Annotated in this window: 19 protein-coding genes and 1 pseudogene; 16 read left to right on the top strand and 4 right to left on the bottom strand. The window is 68.6% G+C overall.

The genetic code is table 11. The features are described 5' to 3' along the window. The 3 genes from BN4332_RS34240 to BN4332_RS09690 form a co-directional block, all read left to right on the top strand. A partial coding sequence (locus tag BN4332_RS34240) for an AMP-binding protein (protein ID WP_235654061.1) occupies window positions 1-4,980 on the top strand: 4,980 nt, incomplete at its 5' end. After that, a complete protein-coding gene (gene mbtG, locus BN4332_RS09695; RefSeq protein WP_066898242.1) occupies window positions 4,977-6,284 on the top strand; it encodes an NADPH-dependent L-lysine N(6)-monooxygenase MbtG in 1,308 nt (435 codons plus the stop codon). The genes BN4332_RS34240 and mbtG, both read left to right, overlap by 4 nt. After that, the gene (locus BN4332_RS09690; RefSeq protein WP_066898241.1) at window positions 6,262-6,474 is read left to right on the top strand and encodes an MbtH family protein; all 213 of its coding nucleotides are present in this window, start codon (window positions 6,262-6,264) and stop codon (window positions 6,472-6,474) included. The genes mbtG and BN4332_RS09690 overlap by 23 nt, the downstream gene beginning before the upstream one ends. Window positions 6,475-6,477: 3 nt before the next feature. On the opposite strand, the gene BN4332_RS09685 is transcribed toward BN4332_RS09690, so the two are convergent. Beyond that, window positions 6,478-6,792, bottom strand: a complete 315-nt coding sequence (locus BN4332_RS09685; RefSeq protein ID WP_066898240.1) for a type II toxin-antitoxin system VapB family antitoxin — start codon at window positions 6,790-6,792, stop codon at window positions 6,478-6,480. 206 nt (window positions 6,793-6,998) lie between these two features. Between BN4332_RS09685 and hrcA the strand changes: the two genes are divergently transcribed. From hrcA to era, 9 genes and pseudogenes are all read left to right on the top strand, one after another. Next, window positions 6,999-8,030, top strand: coding sequence for a heat-inducible transcriptional repressor HrcA (gene hrcA, locus BN4332_RS09680; RefSeq protein WP_066898249.1), 1,032 nt, complete (start codon window positions 6,999-7,001; stop codon window positions 8,028-8,030). Between the two features lie 42 nt (window positions 8,031-8,072). After that, window positions 8,073-9,105 (top strand): annotated as a pseudogene (locus BN4332_RS09675) (molecular chaperone DnaJ). 18 nt (window positions 9,106-9,123) lie between these two features. Continuing rightward, window positions 9,124-9,873, top strand: a complete 750-nt coding sequence (locus BN4332_RS09670) for a 16S rRNA (uracil(1498)-N(3))-methyltransferase (RefSeq protein ID WP_066898239.1) — start codon at window positions 9,124-9,126, stop codon at window positions 9,871-9,873. Window positions 9,874-10,124: 251 nt separating this feature from the next. After that, entirely contained in the window at window positions 10,125-10,685 is a 561-nt protein-coding gene (locus tag BN4332_RS09665; protein WP_160110827.1) for a hypothetical protein, read from the top strand. Window positions 10,686-10,828: 143 nt separating this feature from the next. Then, window positions 10,829-11,872, top strand: a complete 1,044-nt coding sequence (locus BN4332_RS09660; RefSeq protein WP_066898237.1) for a PhoH family protein — start codon at window positions 10,829-10,831, stop codon at window positions 11,870-11,872. Further along, window positions 11,869-12,405: an rRNA maturation RNase YbeY gene (gene ybeY, locus BN4332_RS09655; protein ID WP_066898236.1), complete on the top strand. Its 537-nt coding sequence runs from the start codon at window positions 11,869-11,871 to the stop codon at window positions 12,403-12,405. Before BN4332_RS09660 ends, ybeY begins: the two co-directional genes overlap by 4 nt. Beyond that, complete coding sequence (locus tag BN4332_RS09650) at window positions 12,402-13,730, top strand: hemolysin family protein (RefSeq protein WP_066898235.1); 1,329 nt, start codon at window positions 12,402-12,404, stop codon at window positions 13,728-13,730. Before ybeY ends, BN4332_RS09650 begins: the two co-directional genes overlap by 4 nt. After that, the gene (locus BN4332_RS09645; RefSeq protein WP_066898234.1) at window positions 13,723-14,040 is read left to right on the top strand and encodes a cytidine deaminase-like protein; all 318 of its coding nucleotides are present in this window, start codon (window positions 13,723-13,725) and stop codon (window positions 14,038-14,040) included. The genes BN4332_RS09650 and BN4332_RS09645 overlap by 8 nt, the downstream gene beginning before the upstream one ends. After that, window positions 14,037-14,936, top strand: a complete 900-nt coding sequence (gene era / locus BN4332_RS09640) for a GTPase Era (protein ID WP_066898233.1) — start codon at window positions 14,037-14,039, stop codon at window positions 14,934-14,936. Before BN4332_RS09645 ends, era begins: the two co-directional genes overlap by 4 nt. A 15-nt stretch (window positions 14,937-14,951) precedes the next feature. On the opposite strand, the gene BN4332_RS09635 is transcribed toward era, so the two are convergent. Beyond that, window positions 14,952-16,448, bottom strand: coding sequence for an amidase (locus BN4332_RS09635; protein ID WP_066898248.1), 1,497 nt, complete (start codon window positions 16,446-16,448; stop codon window positions 14,952-14,954). 63 nt (window positions 16,449-16,511) lie between these two features. On the opposite strand from BN4332_RS09635, the gene recO reads away from it, so the two are divergent. The 4 genes from recO to BN4332_RS09615 are packed head-to-tail and all read left to right on the top strand — an operon-like array spanning window position 16,512 to window position 19,091. After that, window positions 16,512-17,366, top strand: coding sequence for a DNA repair protein RecO (recO, locus tag BN4332_RS09630; protein ID WP_066898232.1), 855 nt, complete (start codon window positions 16,512-16,514; stop codon window positions 17,364-17,366). Continuing rightward, complete coding sequence (locus BN4332_RS09625) at window positions 17,302-18,195, top strand: decaprenyl diphosphate synthase (RefSeq protein ID WP_066898231.1); 894 nt, start codon at window positions 17,302-17,304, stop codon at window positions 18,193-18,195. The genes recO and BN4332_RS09625 overlap by 65 nt, the downstream gene beginning before the upstream one ends. Before the next feature lies 1 nt (window position 18,196). Further along, a complete protein-coding gene (locus BN4332_RS09620) occupies window positions 18,197-18,643 on the top strand; it encodes a hypothetical protein (protein ID WP_066898230.1) in 447 nt (148 codons plus the stop codon). Between the two features lie 28 nt (window positions 18,644-18,671). Then, entirely contained in the window at window positions 18,672-19,091 is a 420-nt protein-coding gene (locus BN4332_RS09615; RefSeq protein ID WP_066898229.1) for an NUDIX hydrolase, read from the top strand. A gap of 58 nt (window positions 19,092-19,149) precedes the next feature. Here the strand turns inward: BN4332_RS09615 and BN4332_RS09610 are convergent, their stop codons facing one another. Beyond that, window positions 19,150-19,548: a Fur family transcriptional regulator gene (locus BN4332_RS09610; RefSeq protein ID WP_066898228.1), complete on the bottom strand. Its 399-nt coding sequence runs from the start codon at window positions 19,546-19,548 to the stop codon at window positions 19,150-19,152. After that, complete coding sequence (locus tag BN4332_RS09605; protein ID WP_066898227.1) at window positions 19,545-19,913, bottom strand: ArsR/SmtB family transcription factor; 369 nt, start codon at window positions 19,911-19,913, stop codon at window positions 19,545-19,547. Before BN4332_RS09605 ends, BN4332_RS09610 begins: the two co-directional genes overlap by 4 nt. Window positions 19,914-19,947 lie beyond the last annotated feature (34 nt).

Below are 19,947 nucleotides of genomic sequence, written 5' to 3'. Positions count from 1 at the left end.
CCCGCCCCGGTTCTCGTCGACGAAGCGCTGCTGGCCGCCCTCGATCCGGGTGTGGATTCCGAACCGGACGCCGACTACCGGCCCGCCGCCGTCGGGCCCGGGCAGGGCGCATACGTCGTGTTCACCTCCGGGACCACCGGAAAACCCAAGGGCGTCATCGGAACTCACCGGGCGCTGCTGGCCTATGCCGCCGACCATGCCCATCACGTGCTGCGTCCGGCGGCCAAGCGGCTGGGCCGGCCGCTGCGGGTGGCCCACGCCTGGTCCTTCACGTTCGACGCCGCCTGGCAGCCGTTGGCGGCCCTGCTCGACGGGCACACCGTGCACATCGTGTCCGACGAGGTGCAGCGGGATGCCGAGGCGCTGGTGGAGAACATCGGCCACTTCGCCATCGACATGATCGACACCACGCCGTCGATGTTCGCCTCGTTGCGGGCCGCGGGCCTGCTCACCCGGGTGCCGCTGGCCGTGCTGGCCCTCGGCGGCGAGGCCATCGACACCGCCACCTGGCAAGGGATCCAGGCCGAGTGCGAGCGCACCTGGATGTCGGCACACAACTGCTACGGCCCGACCGAGACCACGGTGGAGGCCGTCGTCGCGACGATCGCCGATTACCCGCAGCCGTGCATCGGCCGGCCCACGGATTCGACCGTGGCCTATGTGCTCGACAACTGGCTGCGGCCGGTCCCCGACGGCGTATACGGCGAACTGTATTTGACCGGTGGGCAATTGACCCGCGGTTACCTCGGCAGGCCGGGGGAGACGGCGGCCCGGTTCGTCGCCGACCCGTTCACCCCCGGTGCCCGGATGTACCGCACCGGTGACGTGGTGCGCCGGAATCCCGTTTCGGGTGCCATCGAGTTTCTGGGCCGCAGTGACGATCAGGTCAAGATCCGCGGCTTCCGGGTGGAACCCGGAGAGGTGGCCGCGACGCTGCACGCGCATCCCGGTGTTCGGCATGCGCACGTGGCGGTCCGCCGGCACCGCAGCGGACCGCGCCTGATCGCGTATGTGGTGACCGGCACCCCGATCGGTGAACTGCGCCGGATGCTGACCACAACGCTGCCAAGGCATCTGGTGCCACATCACATCGTGGCCGTCGACGAGATCCCCCTGACCACCAACGGGAAGGTCGATGACGCGGCACTGGCCGGGATCGGCGTGGGTGGAGCGGGTGAAGGGGCCGAACACCCGGCGACCGATACCGAGCGGGTGCTCGCCGAGGTCCTCGCGGAGGTGCTGGGTACTCCCGAGGGCGCGGGCGTCGATGTCACCGCGGACTTCCTGGACCTCGGGCTGGACAGCATCGTGGCACTGTCGGTGGTGCAGGCGGTGCGACGGCGCGGGCTGGCGCTGCGGGCCCGGCTGATGTTGGACTGCGGCACGGTTCGCGAACTCGCCGCGGCAATTGACGCCGATGCGGACGTCGGGCAGCGTACCGACGAGACCGCGGCCGAAACCGGCCCGATTCCGTTGCTGCCCAACGGGCGATGGCTCTACCAGTACGGCGATCCGCGCCGGCTCGCACAGACCGAGGTGTTCCGGTTGCCCGCGGGCATCACCAGGCAACAGCTCGAGGTCTTGCTGCGTAACGTGATCGCCGGTCATGAGGTGTTGCGGACCCGGCTGGACCGTGAGTCGCTGACCCTGGTCGCACATGCAGCGCCCGAGCCGCTTTCGGAGGCGACGGCCTCCGGTGACCTCAACGCGGCGGTGGCCGAGCAGGCCGAACTGTCGGTGCAGCGCATGGACCCGCAGTCCGGGTCGATGCTCGACGCGGTCTGGCTGCACCACCCAGACACCGACGGCGGACTTCTGATCCTGACCGCGCATGTGCTCGCATTCGACCCCGCGTCCTGGCGGATCGTGGTCGGCGAGCTCGAAAATGCCTGGCATGCAGTGGCATCCGGGCGCACGCCGATTCCGGTGCGCGAGCACACGTCGTTGCGTCAGTGGTCGCGGCTGCTGGCCGAGCGGGCGGCCGGGCTCGACACCTGCGATTTCTGGGAACGCCAGTTCGACGGCGGCGATCCGGACATCGGTGCCCGCCGGATCGATCCCGCGGTCGACCGGATGGGTGACGTCGCGATCGAGATGGCCTTCGCCGACCCGGATGTGACGGCCCGACTGCTGACCGGGGCGATCCCGGTGACCGAGGTGCTGGCCGCGGCCACCGCCCGCGCGCTGACCGAGTGGCGTCGCCACCGTGAGCAGGCCNGCGCGGACCGGCCCGCCCCGGTTCTCGTCGACGAAGCGCTGCTGGCCGCCCTCGATCCGGGTGTGGATTCCGAACCGGACGCCGACTACCGGCCCGCCGCCGTCGGGCCCGGGCAGGGCGCATACGTCGTGTTCACCTCCGGGACCACCGGAAAACCCAAGGGCGTCATCGGAACTCACCGGGCGCTGCTGGCCTATGCCGCCGACCATGCCCATCACGTGCTGCGTCCGGCGGCCAAGCGGCTGGGCCGGCCGCTGCGGGTGGCCCACGCCTGGTCCTTCACGTTCGACGCCGCCTGGCAGCCGTTGGCGGCCCTGCTCGACGGGCACACCGTGCACATCGTGTCCGACGAGGTGCAGCGGGATGCCGAGGCGCTGGTGGAGAACATCGGCCACTTCGCCATCGACATGATCGACACCACGCCGTCGATGTTCGCCTCGTTGCGGGCCGCGGGCCTGCTCACCCGGGTGCCGCTGGCCGTGCTGGCCCTCGGCGGCGAGGCCATCGACACCGCCACCTGGCAAGGGATCCAGGCCGAGTGCGAGCGCACCTGGATGTCGGCACACAACTGCTACGGCCCGACCGAGACCACGGTGGAGGCCGTCGTCGCGACGATCGCCGATTACCCGCAGCCGTGCATCGGCCGGCCCACGGATTCGACCGTGGCCTATGTGCTCGACAACTGGCTGCGGCCGGTCCCCGACGGCGTATACGGCGAACTGTATTTGACCGGTGGGCAATTGACCCGCGGTTACCTCGGCAGGCCGGGGGAGACGGCGGCCCGGTTCGTCGCCGACCCGTTCACCCCCGGTGCCCGGATGTACCGCACCGGTGACGTGGTGCGCCGGAATCCCGTTTCGGGTGCCATCGAGTTTCTGGGCCGCAGTGACGATCAGGTCAAGATCCGCGGCTTCCGGGTGGAACCCGGAGAGGTGGCCGCGACGCTGCACGCGCATCCCGGTGTTCGGCATGCGCACGTGGCGGTCCGCCGGCACCGCAGCGGACCGCGCCTGATCGCGTATGTGGTGACCGGCACCCCGATCGGTGAACTGCGCCGGATGCTGACCACAACGCTGCCAAGGCATCTGGTGCCACATCACATCGTGGCCGTCGACGAGATCCCCCTGACCACCAACGGGAAGGTCGATGACGCGGCACTGGCCGGGATCGGCGTGGGTGGAGCGGGTGAAGGGGCCGAACACCCGGCGACCGATACCGAGCGGGTGCTCGCCGAGGTCCTCGCGGAGGTGCTGGGTACTCCCGAGGGCGCGGGCGTCGATGTCACCGCGGACTTCCTGGACCTCGGGCTGGACAGCATCGTGGCACTGTCGGTGGTGCAGGCGGTGCGACGGCGCGGGCTGGCGCTGCGGGCCCGGCTGATGTTGGACTGCGGCACGGTTCGCGAACTCGCCGCGGCAATTGACGCCGATGCGGACGTCGGGCAGCGTACCGACGAGACCGCGGCCGAAACCGGCCCGATTCCGTTGCTGCCCAACGGGCGATGGCTCTACCAGTACGGCGATCCGCGCCGGCTCGCACAGACCGAGGTGTTCCGGTTGCCCGCGGGCATCACCAGGCAACAGCTCGAGGTCTTGCTGCGTAACGTGATCGCCGGTCATGAGGTGTTGCGGACCCGGCTGGACCGTGAGTCGCTGACCCTGGTCGCACATGCAGCGCCCGAGCCGCTTTCGGAGGCGACGGCCTCCGGTGACCTCAACGCGGCGGTGGCCGAGCAGGCCGAACTGTCGGTGCAGCGCATGGACCCGCAGTCCGGGTCGATGCTCGACGCGGTCTGGCTGCACCACCCAGACACCGACGGCGGACTTCTGATCCTGACCGCGCATGTGCTCGCATTCGACCCCGCGTCCTGGCGGATCGTGGTCGGCGAGCTCGAAAATGCCTGGCATGCAGTGGCATCCGGGCGCACGCCGATTCCGGTGCGCGAGCACACGTCGTTGCGTCAGTGGTCGCGGCTGCTGGCCGAGCGGGCGGCCGGGCTCGACACCTGCGATTTCTGGGAACGCCAGTTCGACGGCGGCGATCCGGACATCGGTGCCCGCCGGATCGATCCCGCGGTCGACCGGATGGGTGACGTCGCGATCGAGATGGCCTTCGCCGACCCGGATGTGACGGCCCGACTGCTGACCGGGGCGATCCCGGTGACCGAGGTGCTGGCCGCGGCCACCGCCCGCGCGCTGACCGAGTGGCGTCGCCACCGTGAGCAGGCCACGCCCGCACCCTTGTTGGCGCTGGAGACCCACGGCCGGTCGGACGCGGTGGTGACCGGTCCCGACCAGGTCGACACCGGTGATACGGCCGGCCTGCTCAGCATGATCTACCCGCTGCGCGTGACCGCCGACGACGCCCGTGGGGTGGCAGCCCAGGTGGCCGCGATCCCGGGCGATGCCATCGACTACGGGCTGCTGCGTTACCTGCGTGCCGACACCGCCGAACGGCTCGGCTCACATCGGGACCCGCAGGTGCTGCTCAATTACCTGGGCCGCATCGAACTCGATGCGGCCGACCATGCCCTGCTGCAGGACCGGTCACTGCAGAGCGGGGTGACGCCGATTCCGGAACCGAATGTCGCTGTGCGCCATGAGCTCACGATCATGGCCGCGGTGATCGATCGGGACGGATCGGCCGTACTGGGCACCCAATGGCGGTCTCTGCCCGACATTCTGTCCGCCGAGGACATCGCCGCCATGCAGGCGATGTGGTTGGACGCGCTGCGAGAGGTGTTGCGAGAGGTGACTTCATGAGTGCCGATTCGGGTGTCACGCCCACCCTGGCCGTCATCGGGGCCGGGCCCAAGGCCATCGCGGTGGCCGCCAAGGCCACCGAGTTGCGGGCGATGGGTGTGCCCGCTCCCGAGGTGGTGGTCGTCGAACGCTCGGGTGTGGCCGCCAATTGGCAGGCCGTCGGCGGCTGGACCGACGGCAACCATCGGCTCGGTACCGGGCCGGAGAAGGACGTCGGCTTCCCGTACCGGTCCTCGCTGGTGCCGCGCCGCAACGCCGAACTCGACGAGCGCATGACCCGGCACAGTTGGCAGGCCTATCTGATCGCCACCGGCGGTTTCGCCGAATGGGTGGACCGGGGCCGGCCGGCGCCGACCCACAAACGCTGGAGCCAGTATCTGAGCTGGGTGGCCGACGACATCGGGATGAAGGTGGTCACCGGTGAGGTGGAACGCATCGCGGTCGATGCCGACGCGCGCCGCTGGGTGCTGCACACCGCCGATGACGCGGTCAGTGCCGACGGTCTGATGATCACCGGGCCCGGCCAGGCCGAGCGTTCGGTGCTGCCCGGCAATCCCCGGGTGATGTCGATCGCGCAGTTCTGGCATCAGGCGGGCAAGCACGAGCTGATCACCGCCGAGCGGGTGGCGGTGATCGGTGGTGGCGAGACGGCCGCATCGATGCTCAACGAGCTTTTCCGCCACCGGGTTTCGACGATCACGGTGATCTCGCCGACCGTCACGCTGTTCACCCGCGGCGAGGGCTTCTTCGAGAACACCCTGTTCTCCGACCCGACCGGCTGGACCGGGCTGACCCTGGCCGAGCGCCGGGATGCCTTGGCCCGCACGGATCGTGGGGTGTTCTCGGCGCGGGTGCAGGACGCGTTGCTGGCCGACGACCGGATCCGCCATCTGCGCGGCCGGGTCGCCCATGCCGTGGCCCGTGACGAGCGGATCCGGCTGACGTTGTCCACCAACACCGGTGGCGAGGCGGTCGAGACCGTGCACGGTTTCGACCTGGTGATCGACGGGTCCGGCGCCGACGCGCTGTGGTTCGCGCCGCTGTTCAGCCAGGACGCCCTGGACCTGCTCGAGCTGGGTCTCGGCGGTCCGTTGACCGGGGACGCGCTGCAGGAGCACATCGGCGACGATCTGGCCTTGACCGGCGTGTTCCCCAAACTGTTCCTGCCTGGGCTGGCCGGGCTCACCCAGGGGCCGGGCTTTCCCAACCTGAGTTGCCTTGGCCTGTTGTCCGACCGGGTGCTCGGTGCCGATCTGGCCCACCCCTCGATGAGGAGAGTCGATGAGTTCCAATCCGTTCGATGACGAGAACGGCACGTTCTACGTACTGGTCAACGACGAGGATCAGCACAGCCTGTGGCCGGCGTTCGCCGATCTGCCTGCGGGCTGGCGGGTGGTCCTGAGGGAGGCCAGCCGGGCGGAGTGCCTGAGCTACATCGAAGAGAACTGGAGCGACCTGCGGCCCAGGAGCCTGCGCGAGTCGCTCGCCAACTGACGATCAGGCCGGGTTCGGGGCCAGCGCGTCCATGTCGAACAACCGGGCATGCAGGATCGTCCGGTTGCGCAGCGCGGCACGGACCGCCCGGTGCAGGCCGTCCTCGAGGTAGATGTCGCCACGCCACTTCACCGCGTGCGGGAACAGGTCGCCGTAGAACGTCGAGTCCTCGGACAGCAGCCGATCCAGTGCGAGCACCGTGGTGGTCGTGACCAGTTCGTCGAGGCGCAGCTGACGCGGCGGGATACGGGACCAGTCCCGGTGGGAGAGCCCGTGCTCGGGGTACGGCTTGCCCTCCTGGACACCCTTGAAGATCATCGCCGGCCCGCTGCCGTCGCAGTGCTGCGCGGTGTTGCCATCGGCATGGTTGCCTAGGCTAATACGATCGCGGTCGATTGCCAGAGCCGGTTCCGCTCGGGGTGATGGTCCCGCCGGGTCGACGCATCGTCGGGAAACCCGCTGCTCGTCGGTAAAATGGACCGAGCAAAATGGACTTGTCGCTGCTGCGAAAGGTAGGTGAACAGGTGGGGAGTGCCGACGAGCGTCGTTTCGAGGTGCTGCGCGCCATCGTCGCCGACTTCGTGGCCACCAAAGAGCCGATCGGCTCCAAGACCCTGGTGGAGCGTCACAACCTCGGCGTGTCGAGCGCCACCGTGCGCAACGACATGGCGGTACTGGAGGCCGAGGGCTACATCACCCAGCCCCACACCAGTTCGGGCCGGGTCCCCACCGAGAAGGGCTACCGCGAGTTCGTCGACCGCATCGACAACGTCAAACCGCTGTCCTCGTCGGAACGACGCGCGATCCTGTCCTTCCTGGAATCCGGCGTCGACCTCGATGACGTGCTGCGGCGCGCGGTCCGGTTGCTCGCACAGCTGACCCGGCAGGTCGCCATCGTGCAGTACCCCACGTTGTCCACCTCGACGGTGCGGCACCTGGAGGTGGTGGCGCTGACTCCGGCCCGGTTGCTGCTGGTCGTCATCACCGACTCGGGCCGGGTCGACCAGCGCATCGTGGAGCTCGGCGACGCGATCGACGAGCACGAGCTGTCCAAACTGCGCGAGATGTTGGGGCAGGCGCTCGAAGGCAAACCCATCACGGCCGCGTCCATCGCGGTCAGCGATCTGGCCACCCATCTGAACGGTCAGGGCGCGCTGGCCGACGCGGTCGGCCGGGCGGCCACGGTCCTGGTCGAGACGCTCGTCGAGCACACCGAGGAGCGTCTGCTTCTCGGCGGTACCGCCAATCTGACTCGCAACACGGCCGACTTCGGCGGGTCCCTGCGATCGGTGCTCGAGGCACTCGAAGAGCAGGTGGTGGTGCTGAGGTTGCTGGCCGCCCAGCAGGAGGCGGGCAAGGTGACCGTGCGGATCGGCCATGAGACCGAGGCCGAGCAGATGCTGGGGACGTCGGTGGTGAGCACCACGTACGGCAGTTCGGGCAAAGTGTATGGCGGAATGGGTGTGGTGGGTCCCACCCGAATGGATTACCCGGGAACGATCGCCAATGTCGCGGCGGTTGCTCTGTACATCGGTGAAGTCCTAGGAACTCGGTAACAGCCGGATCGGTCCGGCACAGAAAGGTCAGGCAAGGTCAGCGTGGCACGCGATTATTACGGCTTGCTCGGAGTGAGCAAAGGCGCGAGCGATTCGGAGATCAAACGCGCTTATCGGCGGCTGGCGCGTGAGCTGCATCCCGATGTCAACCCCGACGAAGAAGCCCAGAGCCGGTTCACCGAGATCCAGGTCGCCTACGAGGTGCTGTCGGATCCGGAGAAGCGCCGCATCGTGGACATGGGCGGCGACCCGATGGAATCGGTCGGTGGAGCACCCGGCGGGTTCAGCGGGTTCGGCGGTCTTGGCGATGTGTTCGAGGCGTTCTTCGGGGGCGGGACGGCCTCACGCGGGCCGATCGGCCGGGTGCGGCCCGGCGCCGATTCGCTGCTGCGGATGCGGCTGGACCTCGACGAGTGCGCCACCGGCGTGACCAAGCAGGTCACCGTCGACACCGCGGTGCTGTGCGATCTGTGCCACGGCAAGGGCACCAACGGCAATTCCACGCCTGTCGCCTGCGACACCTGCGACGGCCGCGGCGAGATCCAGACCGTCCAGCGGTCCCTGCTGGGCCAGGTGATGACCACCCGGCCGTGCCCGGTGTGCGGGGGGATCGGCGAGGTGATCCCCGACCCGTGCAGCCGGTGTGGCGGTGACGGCCGGGTCCGCGCGCGTCGCGAGATCAGCGTCAAGATCCCCGCAGGCGTCGGCGACGGCATGCGGGTGCGGCTGGCCGCGCAGGGCGAGGTCGGGCCGGNCGGCGCTGGGCACCACGGTCACCGTCGACGCGATCCTCGACGGGCCCACCGAACTCACCATCGCCCCAGGCACTCAGCCGGGTGCGGTGACCACACTGCGCGGGCACGGCATGCCGCATCTGCGGTCCGGCGTGCGCGGCGACCTGCACGCCCACATCGACGTGGTGGTGCCGACACGGCTGGACAGCGCCGATATGGACCTGCTGCGCAAGCTGAAGGAGAACCGCAACCGCGACGTCGCCGAGGTGCGGTCGACGCAGGCCTCGGCCGGCTCCGGCGGTCTGTTCAGCCGGCTGCGCGAGACGTTCTCCGGCCGCTGACGGCCCGGGGCTGACACCGTGAGCGCAGCGCTTTTCTACGTCGACGCGCTGCCGGGCGCGGGGGAGACGGTCGTCGTCGACGGCGACGAGGGCTTCCACGCGTCCAATGTGCGCCGTATCCGGGTGGGGGAGCAGATCGATCTCAGCGACGGCGCCGGGACGCTGGCCCACTGTGTGGTCGAGGACACCGCCAAGGGCCGGCTGTCGGCCCGGGTGACCGAGCGGCTCGCCGCCGTGGTGCCCCGGCCGGCGGTCACCGTGGTGCAGGCGCTGCCCAAATCCGATCGCTCCGAGCTGGCCGTCGAACTGGCGACCGAGGCCGGTGCCGATGGCTTTCTCGCCTGGCAGGCCGCGCGGTGCGTGGCGCGCTGGGAGGGGCCGAAGGTGGACAAGGGCCTGCGGCGCTGGGAGGCCGTGGCCCGGTCGGCGGCCCGGCAGTCGCGCCGTCCCCACATCCCGGCCGTCGAGGGGGTGGTCTCGACGGCCGTGCTGACCCAACGCGTCGCCGAGGCGGTGGCCGGCGGGGCAGTGGCGCTGGCGCTGCATGAATCGGCCACCGAGCCGTTGGCCGAACTGCCGCTGGTCCAAGCTGATTCGCTCATGCTGATCGTCGGTCCCGAAGGCGGCATCTCCGACGAGGAGATCGCCGCGTTGACCGCGGCGGGGGCGAAGGCCGTCCGGTTGGGGCCGACCGTGCTGCGAACCTCGACCGCCGCGGCCGTGGCGCTGGGCGCGATCGGTGCACTGACGCGACGCTGGGCGATTTAGCGCCCGCAGTCCGCCCGCAGGCGCATTACGCTCCATTGGTGAGTTTGCCGCCGCAAGGTCCACCGCCCTACGGGCAGCCTCCCTACGGCAACCAGCCCCCACACTGGCCGCCGCCTCCGCGGCAGCCGTGGCCGGGTCAGGCGGGTGCCCCGCCGCCGTATGGCCAGCCGCCGCACTGGCCTCCGCCCGGGCCGTCGATTCCGGCGCCCCGGCCTCCGTCAAAGAACACAGGGCTCATCATCGTGGGCGTCGTGGTGCTGGCGATCATCGCACTTCTCGGTGCCCTGGCTGTCGTCGCAAAATTGGTCGACGGGGGCGGAACAAGGGCAGTGAGCGACGAAGAGCGTGCGGCGAATGCGATCACGGCCGAATGGTCGACCGACTTCGATGTCGTGTGCAAGGACGGCTCGGTGCAGAATGCCGGGGCCTACACGGAGCCGTACAAGTTCGCCGCCTTCTTCCAGGGGCTGCAAGACGGTTCGTGGTACGAGGTGGCCGACCAGCGCAGTGAAGACCTGTCCGAGATAAATGTCGTTGCCTGCCTGATCCGCAAGTCCGACACCGAGGTGCAGTCAGGGCAATGCGAATCCACGGCGTGGGACAAGCCCATCACCATCGACCATTACGCCGTCCAATATGAAATTGAGCTCCGTGAAGCCAAGACGGGTAAGTACATCGGAAATCTGGGCACGGTGAACGGGCCCGCCGGCGATTGTCCGTCGCTGGTGTTCTTCGACTGGATTCCCGACAAGCTCTACGGCGAGCCCGACGGCGCCGCAGTCCAGGAGAAACTGGCGGATTTCGCCGGCTGACCGACGTGGGTCCGGCCCCCTCACCTGCGGCTCGCCGCCATCCTGCTTAACCCTTGGGGCGTGTCGTTGACCAGCGGTAAACTGGCAACAGTACAACGGCAGCCGGCCGTTATGAGAACACGGAAAGCAGGCACAAACTCCACGTGACGCCCCGCGACACGACCGCTGACTCGGCCACCACATCGGAATCGGTCCGCAGCAGCATCACTGTTCCGCCCGACATCATCGTGGGCCTGCTCGGCTCGGCTGATGAGAATCTGCGGGCCCTTGAGCGCCTTCTGGCCGCCGACATCCATGCGCGCGGCAACGAGATCACTTTCACCGGTGAACCTGCCGACGTAGCACTGGCCGAACGTGTCGTCGCCGAGCTGATCGCCGTCGCGTCCAGCGGGCAGGCCGTGACGCCGGAGGCAGTGCGCCACAGCGTCGCCATCCTCACCGGTACCGAGGACGAGTCGCCTGCCGAGGTACTGACGCTCGACATCCTGAGCCGCCGCGGCAAGACGATCCGGCCCAAGACGCTCAACCAGAAGCGCTACGTCGACGCGATCGATGCGCACACCATCGTGTTCGGCATCGGCCCGGCCGGTACCGGCAAGACCTACCTGGCGATGGCCAAGGCGGTCAGCGCCCTACAGGCCAAGCAGGTCAACCGGATCATCCTGACCCGCCCCGCGGTCGAAGCCGGTGAGCGGCTCGGGTTCCTGCCCGGCACGCTGAGCGAGAAAATCGATCCCTACCTGCGGCCGCTCTATGACGCCCTGCACGACATGATGGATCCCGAGCTCATTCCGAAGCTGATGAGCGCCGGGGTGATCGAGGTCGCGCCGCTGGCATACATGCGTGGCAGAACCCTCAATGATGCCTTCATCATCCTCGACGAGGCGCAGAACACCACGGCCGAGCAGATGAAGATGTTCCTGACCCGCCTGGGCTTCGGCTCGAAAGTCGTTGTCACCGGCGACGTTACCCAGGTCGACCTGCCCGGTGGCGCCACATCCGGGCTGCGGGCGGCGATGAACATCCTCGACGGTATCGAGGACATCCACTTCGCCGAACTCACCAGCGCCGACGTGGTCCGTCACCGCCTGGTTTCGGAGATCGTCGACGCTTACGCCCGACATGAGGAGCCGGCCTTGCTCAACCGTGCCCAACGCCGTTCGTCGAACGGGCGGCCCCGTAGATGAGCATCGAGGTCTCCAACGAGTCGGGCATCGACGTCTCCGAGGACGAACTGATCAGCGTCGCCCGCTTCGTCATCGCCAAGATGGACGTGCACCCGGCGGCCGAGCTGTCGATGGTGCTGCTGGACAGTGCGGCGATGGCCGACCTGCACATGCGCTGGATGGACCTGCCCGGCCCCACCGACGTGATGAGCTTCCCGATGGACGAGTTGGAGCCGGGAGGGCGGCCGGATTCGCCGGAGCCGGGCCCGGCCATGCTCGGTGACATCGTGCTGTGCCCCGAGTTCGCCGAGCAGCAGGCCGCCAAGGCCGGACACTCGCTGGGCCAGGAGCTGGCCCTGCTGACCGTGCACGGGGTGCTGCACCTGTTGGGCTACGACCACGCCGAACCCGACGAGGAAAAAGAGATGTTCGCCCTGCAGCGTCAGCTGCTTGAGGCCTGGGTGGCCGATCAGGTCGAGTCGTATCACGCTGACCGGCAGAGTCAGAAAGACCAGCGGCTGCTCGACAAGTCCCGATATTTCGACGAACCGTGACCGGCTTACTTCCGCTCATCGGCGCCGTGGTGCTGGTCGGGTTCGGCGGCCTGTTCGCTGCCATCGACGCGGCGCTGTCCACCGTCTCGATCGCCCGCATCGAGGAGCTGGCCCGGGACGAACGTCCAGGCGCCGCCCGGCTGGGCCGCGTCGTCGAGGAACGTCCGCGGTACATCAACCTCGTTGTGCTGCTGCGTATCACGTGCGAGATCAGTGCCACGGTGCTGTTGGTGTCCTTCCTCGACGGGCTGCTCGGCGTCGGCTGGGGGCTGGTGGCCTCGGCCGCGATCATGGTGGTGACGAGCTTCGTGGCCATCGGTGTCGGCCCGCGTACCGTCGGCAGGCAGAACGCGTATTCCATCGCGCTGCTGTCGGCGCTGCCGCTGCAGGCCATTTCGGTGCTGCTCACCCCGATCAGCCGGTTGTTGGTCTTGATCGGCAATGCACTCACGCCCGGCCGCGGCTTCCGCAACGGCCCGTTCGCCTCCGAGATCGAGCTGCGCGAGGTCGTCGACCTGGCCCAGCAGCGCGGTGTGGTGGCCGACGAGGAACGCCGGATGATCCAGTCGGTCTTCGAGCTCGGTGACACCCCGGCCCGTGAGGTGATGGTGCCGCGGACCGAGATGGTGTGGATCGAGAGTGACAAGTCGGCCGGACAGGCAACGTCGTTGGCGGTGCGCAGCGGGCATTCCCGCATCCCGGTGATCGGCGACAACGTCGACGACATCGTCGGCGTCGTCTACCTCAAAGATCTTGTCCAGCAGACGTATTACTCGACCAACGGTGGCCGCGACACCAACGTCGCCCAGGTGATGCGCCCGGCGGTGTTCGTGCCGGACTCCAAGCCGCTGGACGAACTGCTCAACGAGATGCAGCGCGACCGCAACCACATGGCGTTGCTGGTCGACGAATACGGCGCCATCGCCGGCCTGGTCACCATCGAGGACGTTCTCGAGGAGATCGTGGGCGAGATCGCCGACGAATACGACACCGACGAGGTGGCCCCGGTCGAAGAGCTGGGCGACGGCCAGTACCGGGTGTCGGCGCGGCTGCCGATCGAGGACCTCTGCGAGCTCTACGAATTGGAGGCCGACGAGGACCTCGACGTGGACACCGTCGGCGGGCTGGTGGCATTCGAGTTGGGCCGCGTGCCGCTGCCCGGCGCAGAAGTCACGTGGGACGGCCTGCGGCTGCGCGCCGAAGGCGGTTCCGATCACCGCGGCCGGGTTCGGATCGGCACAGTTCTGGTGAGCCCGGCCGAATCTGAGAACAACGAGACGCGCGATCCGCCCCGCACGCGAGGAGGACAGGAAGCAGATGACTGAGCTCGACGCAGAAGACAACAAGCTGGTGGTGCTGGCCCGTGGTGCGATGGGTCGCGCCGAGGCGTCCTCGGGTGCGGCGGTGCGCGATCAGGACGGCCGCACCTACGCGGGTGCCCCGGTGGCGTTGGCGGCCTTGCAGTTGACCGCATTGCAGGCGGCGGTGGCCGCCGCGGTGTCCAGCGGTGCCACCGGCATCGAGGCGGCGGTGCTGGTCGGCGGGGGAGCCGACGACGCAGGCGTCGCCGCGGTCCGCGAACTGTCGGCCGGCGCCACGGTGATCGTCACCGATCGGGCCGGGAACCCGTCATGACCGAATTCCGCTCCGGCTTCGTCTGTTTCGTCGGCAGGCCCAATACCGGCAAGTCGACGCTGACCAACGCATTGGTGGGCCAGAAGGTCGCGATCACCTCGAATCGGCCGCAGACCACCCGGCACACCATCCGCGGCATCGTGCACCGCGACGACTTCCAGATCATTCTCGTCGACACGCCCGGTCTGCACCGGCCGCGCACGCTGCTCGGACAACGGCTGAATGATCTGGTCAAGGACACCTATTCCGAGGTCGACGTGATCGGACTGTGCATACCCGCCGATGAGCGCATCGGTCCCGGCGACCGCTGGATCTATCAGCAGATTCGCGCGGTTGCACCGAAAACCACGCTCATCGCCGTCGTCACCAAGACGGACAAGGTGCCCAAAGACCGTGTCGCCGAACAACTTCTGGCGGTCAGCGAGCTGGTCGGCCCCGACGCCGACATCGTGCCGGTGTCGGCCACTGCCAACGAACAGCTCGACGTGCTCACCGATGTCCTCGTCTCGAAACTGCCGCCGGGGCCTGCCTATTACCCAGATGGCGAGCTGACCGACGAGCCCGAGGAAGTCCTGATGGCCGAGCTCATCCGCGAGGCCGCGCTGGAAGGCGTGCGCGACGAATTGCCGCACTCGCTGGCTGTGGTCATCGAGGAAGTCGAAGAAAGGCCAGGGCGCGACGACCTCATCGACGTGCACGCCATCCTCTATGTCGAGCGCGACAGCCAGAAGGGGATCGTGATCGGCAAGGGTGGCGCCCGCCTGCGTGAGGTCGGCACGGCCGCGCGCACCCAGATCGAAAAGCTGCTCGGCACAAAGGTCTATCTCGACCTGCGGGTCAAGATCGCCAAGAACTGGCAGCGCGACCCCAAACAGCTTGGCCGCCTTGGGTTCTGATCCCCTTCCGTAGTTTCACCCGGCTTTCCGCTCAAGCGCATTGATCGCGGCGGCCGCCTGGGACGCATCGGTCTGGGATGGGGCGGTCCACCAGATCTCGGGCTGCTTGGCGGCCCACCCGGTGATCGCCTCCAACTCGGCCGCCAGCGAAATCAGCAGTGGCTCACTGTCGGCCGGTCCCATCAGCTGGACCCCGATCGGCAACCCGTCAGCGGTGAAGCCGGCGGGTACGTTGATCGACGGCCAGCCCAGTAGGTTCCACGGCCAGGTCAGCGGGCAGGCCGCGATCGCGGCGCGTTCGGTGGCAGACCACCCGCGCCGGTCGTATTCGTGTGTGAGCGGCGGCGGTTGGGCCGTGGTCGGCGCGATGATGACGTCGACGAGGTTGAAGGTCCAGGACATGCGGCGCTGCACGGCGGCCTCGTGCGCGCGGGCCTTGCGCAGCACATCCTGCGACAGCAGCCGGCCGATCCTCATGTTGACCGCGGTGCGCTCGTCGTACGGCACGTCGCCGAGCCGGTCGGCCCAGTCCAGCAGGCCCGCGGTGGAGCGGGCCAGGAAATCCCACGACATCCGCAGGCTGTAGTTCGGGTCCTTGGTGACCACGGTATGTCCGAGCTGCTCGAGCTGATGGCCGACGTTCTGCACCGCCGCGCGGATCTCGGGATGCAGCTTGGCCGGAAAGCCGGTGAACGGGAACTTCGTCGACATGGCCACCCGCAGCGGCCCGGGCGCCCGGCCGACGTGCTCGGCGGCTTGGATCGGTGTGGGCTTGTGCAGGTCGCCCTCGGCGTTGCCGGATGCGGCGTCGAGCACCAGGGCCGCGTCGGTGACGGTCCGGGCCAGCACGCCGTTGACGGTGATGCCGTTGAACGCCTCGGGCAGCGGCCAGGTGGAGATCCGGCCGCGTTGCGGTTTGATGCCGACCAGATGCGTCCAGGCCGCCGGGATGCGGACGCTGCCCGCGCCGTCGGACCCGATGGCAGCGGTCACCAGGCCCGCGGCGACCGCTGCCGCACTGCCGCCCGAGGATCCGCCCGGGCTGTGCTTGCGCGACCACGGATTACGGGTGTGTCCGAAGCCGGGGCCGCCGGTGAACGGCCACTGCCCGAGCTCGCAGGTGTTGGTCTTGCCGACGATGACCGCGCCGGCGGCCCGCAGCCGGCGCACCACCTCGCTGTCGGAGGTGGCGACCCGGACATTGCCCTCGGTGCCGAATCGGGTGGGCACGCCTGCGACGTCGACGTCGTCTTTGACCGCGATCGGAATGCCCAGCAGGGGTAGGTGTTTGCCGGCGGCGCGAATCCGGTCGGCTTTCGCGGCATCGGCCAGCGCCTGCTCGGTGAGGACCACGCGGAACGCGTTGAGGGTGGACTGGCTCGCGGTGATGGCGTGGAGGGATTGGCGTACCAGTTCCTCAGACGTGGTCGAGCCGCTGGCGAGTTGATAGAGCTGATTGGTCAGGGTGGGGAAAACCGGGGTGGACGAGTCGGAAGTCGCAGATTTGGCCATCACTTTCGAGAATATCGGCGGTGCGTAACGGATCCTGTCCGGCCATGGTGCGACACTGTCACGATGCGGCTGTACCGGGACCGGGCGGTGGTGCTGCGCCAGCACAAGCTCGGCGAGGCCGACCGGATCGTCACCCTGCTCACCCGCGACCACGGGTTGGTGCGCGCGGTGGCCAAGGGTGTTCGGCGTACCCGCAGTAAGTTCGGTGCGCGGTTGGAGCCGTTTGCCCACATCGATGTCCAGCTGCATCCGGGGCGCAATCTCGACATCGTCACCCAGGTGCAGGCCATCGACGCCTTCGCTGCTGACATCGTCAGCGACTACGGCCGCTACACCAGCGCCTGCGCGATGCTGGAAACCGCTGAGCGGCTGGCCGGGGAGGAGCGGGCGCCGATGCCCGACCTGCACCGGCTCACGGTGGCCGCGCTGCGGGCGATCGCCGATGGCCGACGCGCCCGTGAGCTCATCCTCGATTCCTATCTGCTGCGGGCCATGGCGATCGCCGGGTGGGCGCCCGCGCTGACCGAGTGCGCGCGGTGCGCCACGCCGGGCCCGCACCGGGCGTTTCACGTCGCGGCCGGCGGCAGTGTGTGCGTGCACTGTCGGCCCAGCGGATCCAGCACCCCGCCGCAGCCTGTGCTGGAGCTGATGGCAGCCCTGCACGAGGGTGACTGGGAGTATGCCGAGGCCTCCGCGTCCGGTCATCGCAGTCAGGCCAGTGGGCTGATCGCGGCGCATCTGCAGTGGCACCTGGAGCGTCAGCTGCGGACGTTGCCTCTGGTCGAGCGGGTATACCGGATCGATCGGACAGTCGCCGAACGGCGCGCGACGCTGGTCGGGCAGGATATGCCCCATGGCATTGACGAAGGACGGGAAGCGGGGCAAGACCACCTACCCACAGCTGCCTCCGGCGCCTGAGGACTATCCGGTTTTCCCGGACACCTCGACCTGGCCTGTCGTCTTCCCGGAGATCCCGGCGGGCAGCAACGGCCGCTTCGCCCGTCCGCCGCAGCACCCCTCCAAGGCGGTCGCGCCCCGGATCCCGGCCGATCAGGTGCCCAACCATGTCGCCGTGGTGATGGACGGCAACGGCCGGTGGGCCACGCAGCGCGGCCTCGGACGTACCGAGGGACACAAGATGGGCGAGGCGGTGCTGATCGACATCACCTGCGGCGCGATCGAGCTGGGTATCAAACACCTGAGCGTGTACGCCTTCTCCACCGAGAACTGGAAACGCAGCGCCGAGGAAGTCCGGTTCCTGATGGGATTCAACCGGGAGGTGGTGCGTCGCCGCCGGGAGAATCTGAACGCCATGGGTGTGAACATGCGCTGGGTCGGGTCGCGGCCGAAGATGTGGCGCAGTGTCATCAAGGAGTTCGACATCGCCGAGCAGATGACGGTCGGCAACGACGTCATCACGGTCAACTACTGCGTCAACTACGGCGGGCGCACCGAGATCGTCGAAGCCGCGCAGGCCCTGGCCGCCGAAGCCGCCGAGGGCAAGATCAACCCGAACCGGATCAGCGAGGCCTCCTTCGCCAAGCACCTGCACCGCCCCGACATCCCCGACGTCGACCTGTTCATCCGGACCTCGGGCGAGCAGCGGGCCAGCAACTTCCTGCTGTGGCAGGCGGCGTACGCCGAGTTCGTGTTCCAGGACAAGCTGTGGCCGGATTACGACCGGCGTGATCTGTGGGCGGCGTGCGAGGAGTACGTGAACCGCAACCGCCGTTTCGGCAGGGCCTGACATGCCCGGCCTGCTGCAGCGGTTGTCCGCGGTACTCGGCCCGGTGATGTCGGTCGTCGAGGAGGAGGACGACGCGCTGACCGTCACGGTCGACGGATCGGTGGCCTCGGTGCGGGTGGTTGCCATCGCCGACGACCTGGAAATGGTCTCGCTGACCCAGCCGCTGGCATGGGATCTGCCGCTGAACAACAAGATTCGCGAGCGGGTGTCCGACCATGCCAGCAAGACCATGCTGGGCACCGTGGTGCTGGTGGAAAAGCTGGTCGAAACCCCCACCAATGGAGCGACGCCCAAGGGCGCTGCGCGGAAACGGCCGGCCAAGAAAGTCGCCGACGTGATGCTGCGCTACAACTTCCCGGCCGCCGGGCTCACCGACGACGCGTTGCGCACCCTGATTCTGATGGTGCTGGCCACCGGTGCCGACGTGCGCCGGGACCTGATGTCGTGACTGCCGACGAGCGCTTGCGCGAGGAGCCGTGACCCCGTCGGTCATCCGCATCGTCGCGGCGGTGGTGCTCGACGAGCGCGACCGCGTGCTCGTGGTCCGCAAGCGGGGCACGTCGGCATTCATGCAGCCGGGCGGAAAGATCGAGCCGGGGGAGCAGCCGCTCGAGGCGCTGGGCCGTGAGGTTCGCGAAGAACTCGGGGTCGGATTCGACCCGGCCGCCGCAAGCGAGCTCGGCCGCCACAGTGCGCCTGCAGCCAACGAGCCGGGCCACGATGTCGACGCCTGGCTCTACTCGGTGCGCTTGGACGGTGATCCGCGGCCGCAGGCCGAGATCGAGGAGATGCAGTGGATCGACCCGCACGCGCCGGGCGACGTTCCGCTGGCGCCGCTCACCGAGCACACCGTGCTCGCGTTGGCACGGGGTGAGGCCGGGCGTCCCCACGTGTGAAGCGCCACGGCGGAAAATCGGCCGTCAAATCGCCACCACGCTTCATTGGCGGCAGCACTCAGTCGGTTGCGCCGACGCACTCGCCACACATACCGAAGATCTCGATCGTGTGGCTGACGTCTGAAAACCCGTGTTCACGCGCGACGTCGGCGGCCCAGGCCTCGACCTGACCGCCCGAGATCTCGACCGTCGCGCCACAGGCCCGGCATACCAGGTGGTGATGGTGGTGTTCCGAGCAGCGCCGGTAGACCGATTCGCCGGTGTCGGTGCGCAACGTGTCGACGCTGCCTGCGGTGGCCATGGCCTGCAGGGTGCGGTACACCGTGGTCAGGCCGATGCCCTCGCCGCGGCGGCGCAGTTCGTCGTGGAGTTCCTGTGCTGAGCGGAATCCGTCGGTCTCGTTGAGCAGGTCGGCGATGGCCGCCCGTTGCCGGGTGGACCGGACCGCGCCCGTCACCGCGGTTCCTCGGCGGCGTGGGCGACGGCATCGGCGACGATGTGCGCCAGATGGTGGTCGACCAGGTGGTAGAGCACCTCGCGGCCGGCGCGTTCGCTGGCCACCACGCCGGCCTGCTTGAGGATGCGCAGGTGCTGGCTCACCAGAGGCTGCGGCACGGCGAGGGCGTCGACCAGCTCGTGCACGCAGCGCGCCGACTGCTGCAACTGCAGAACGATCGCGATCCGGAGCGGCGCGGCCAGCGCGCGCAGCAGCTCGCCCGCGGTGTCGAGGACCTCGCGCGAGGGCATGTCGGCGGCCGGGGCGCCGTTGTGCTCGCGTGCGTCGTAGTGCTGATTGTCCGCGAAATTGGAAATCGTTTTCATTACGGGCAAGAATACATGCGCGGTATTGCATGTC

The organism is Mycolicibacterium houstonense (assembly GCF_900078665.2).
In the GTDB taxonomy this organism is placed as follows: Bacteria; Actinomycetota; Actinomycetes; order Mycobacteriales; family Mycobacteriaceae; genus Mycobacterium; species Mycobacterium houstonense.
Note: the sequence above shows the minus strand (reverse complement) of the source record. Positions and strands in the feature narration are given on the sequence as shown.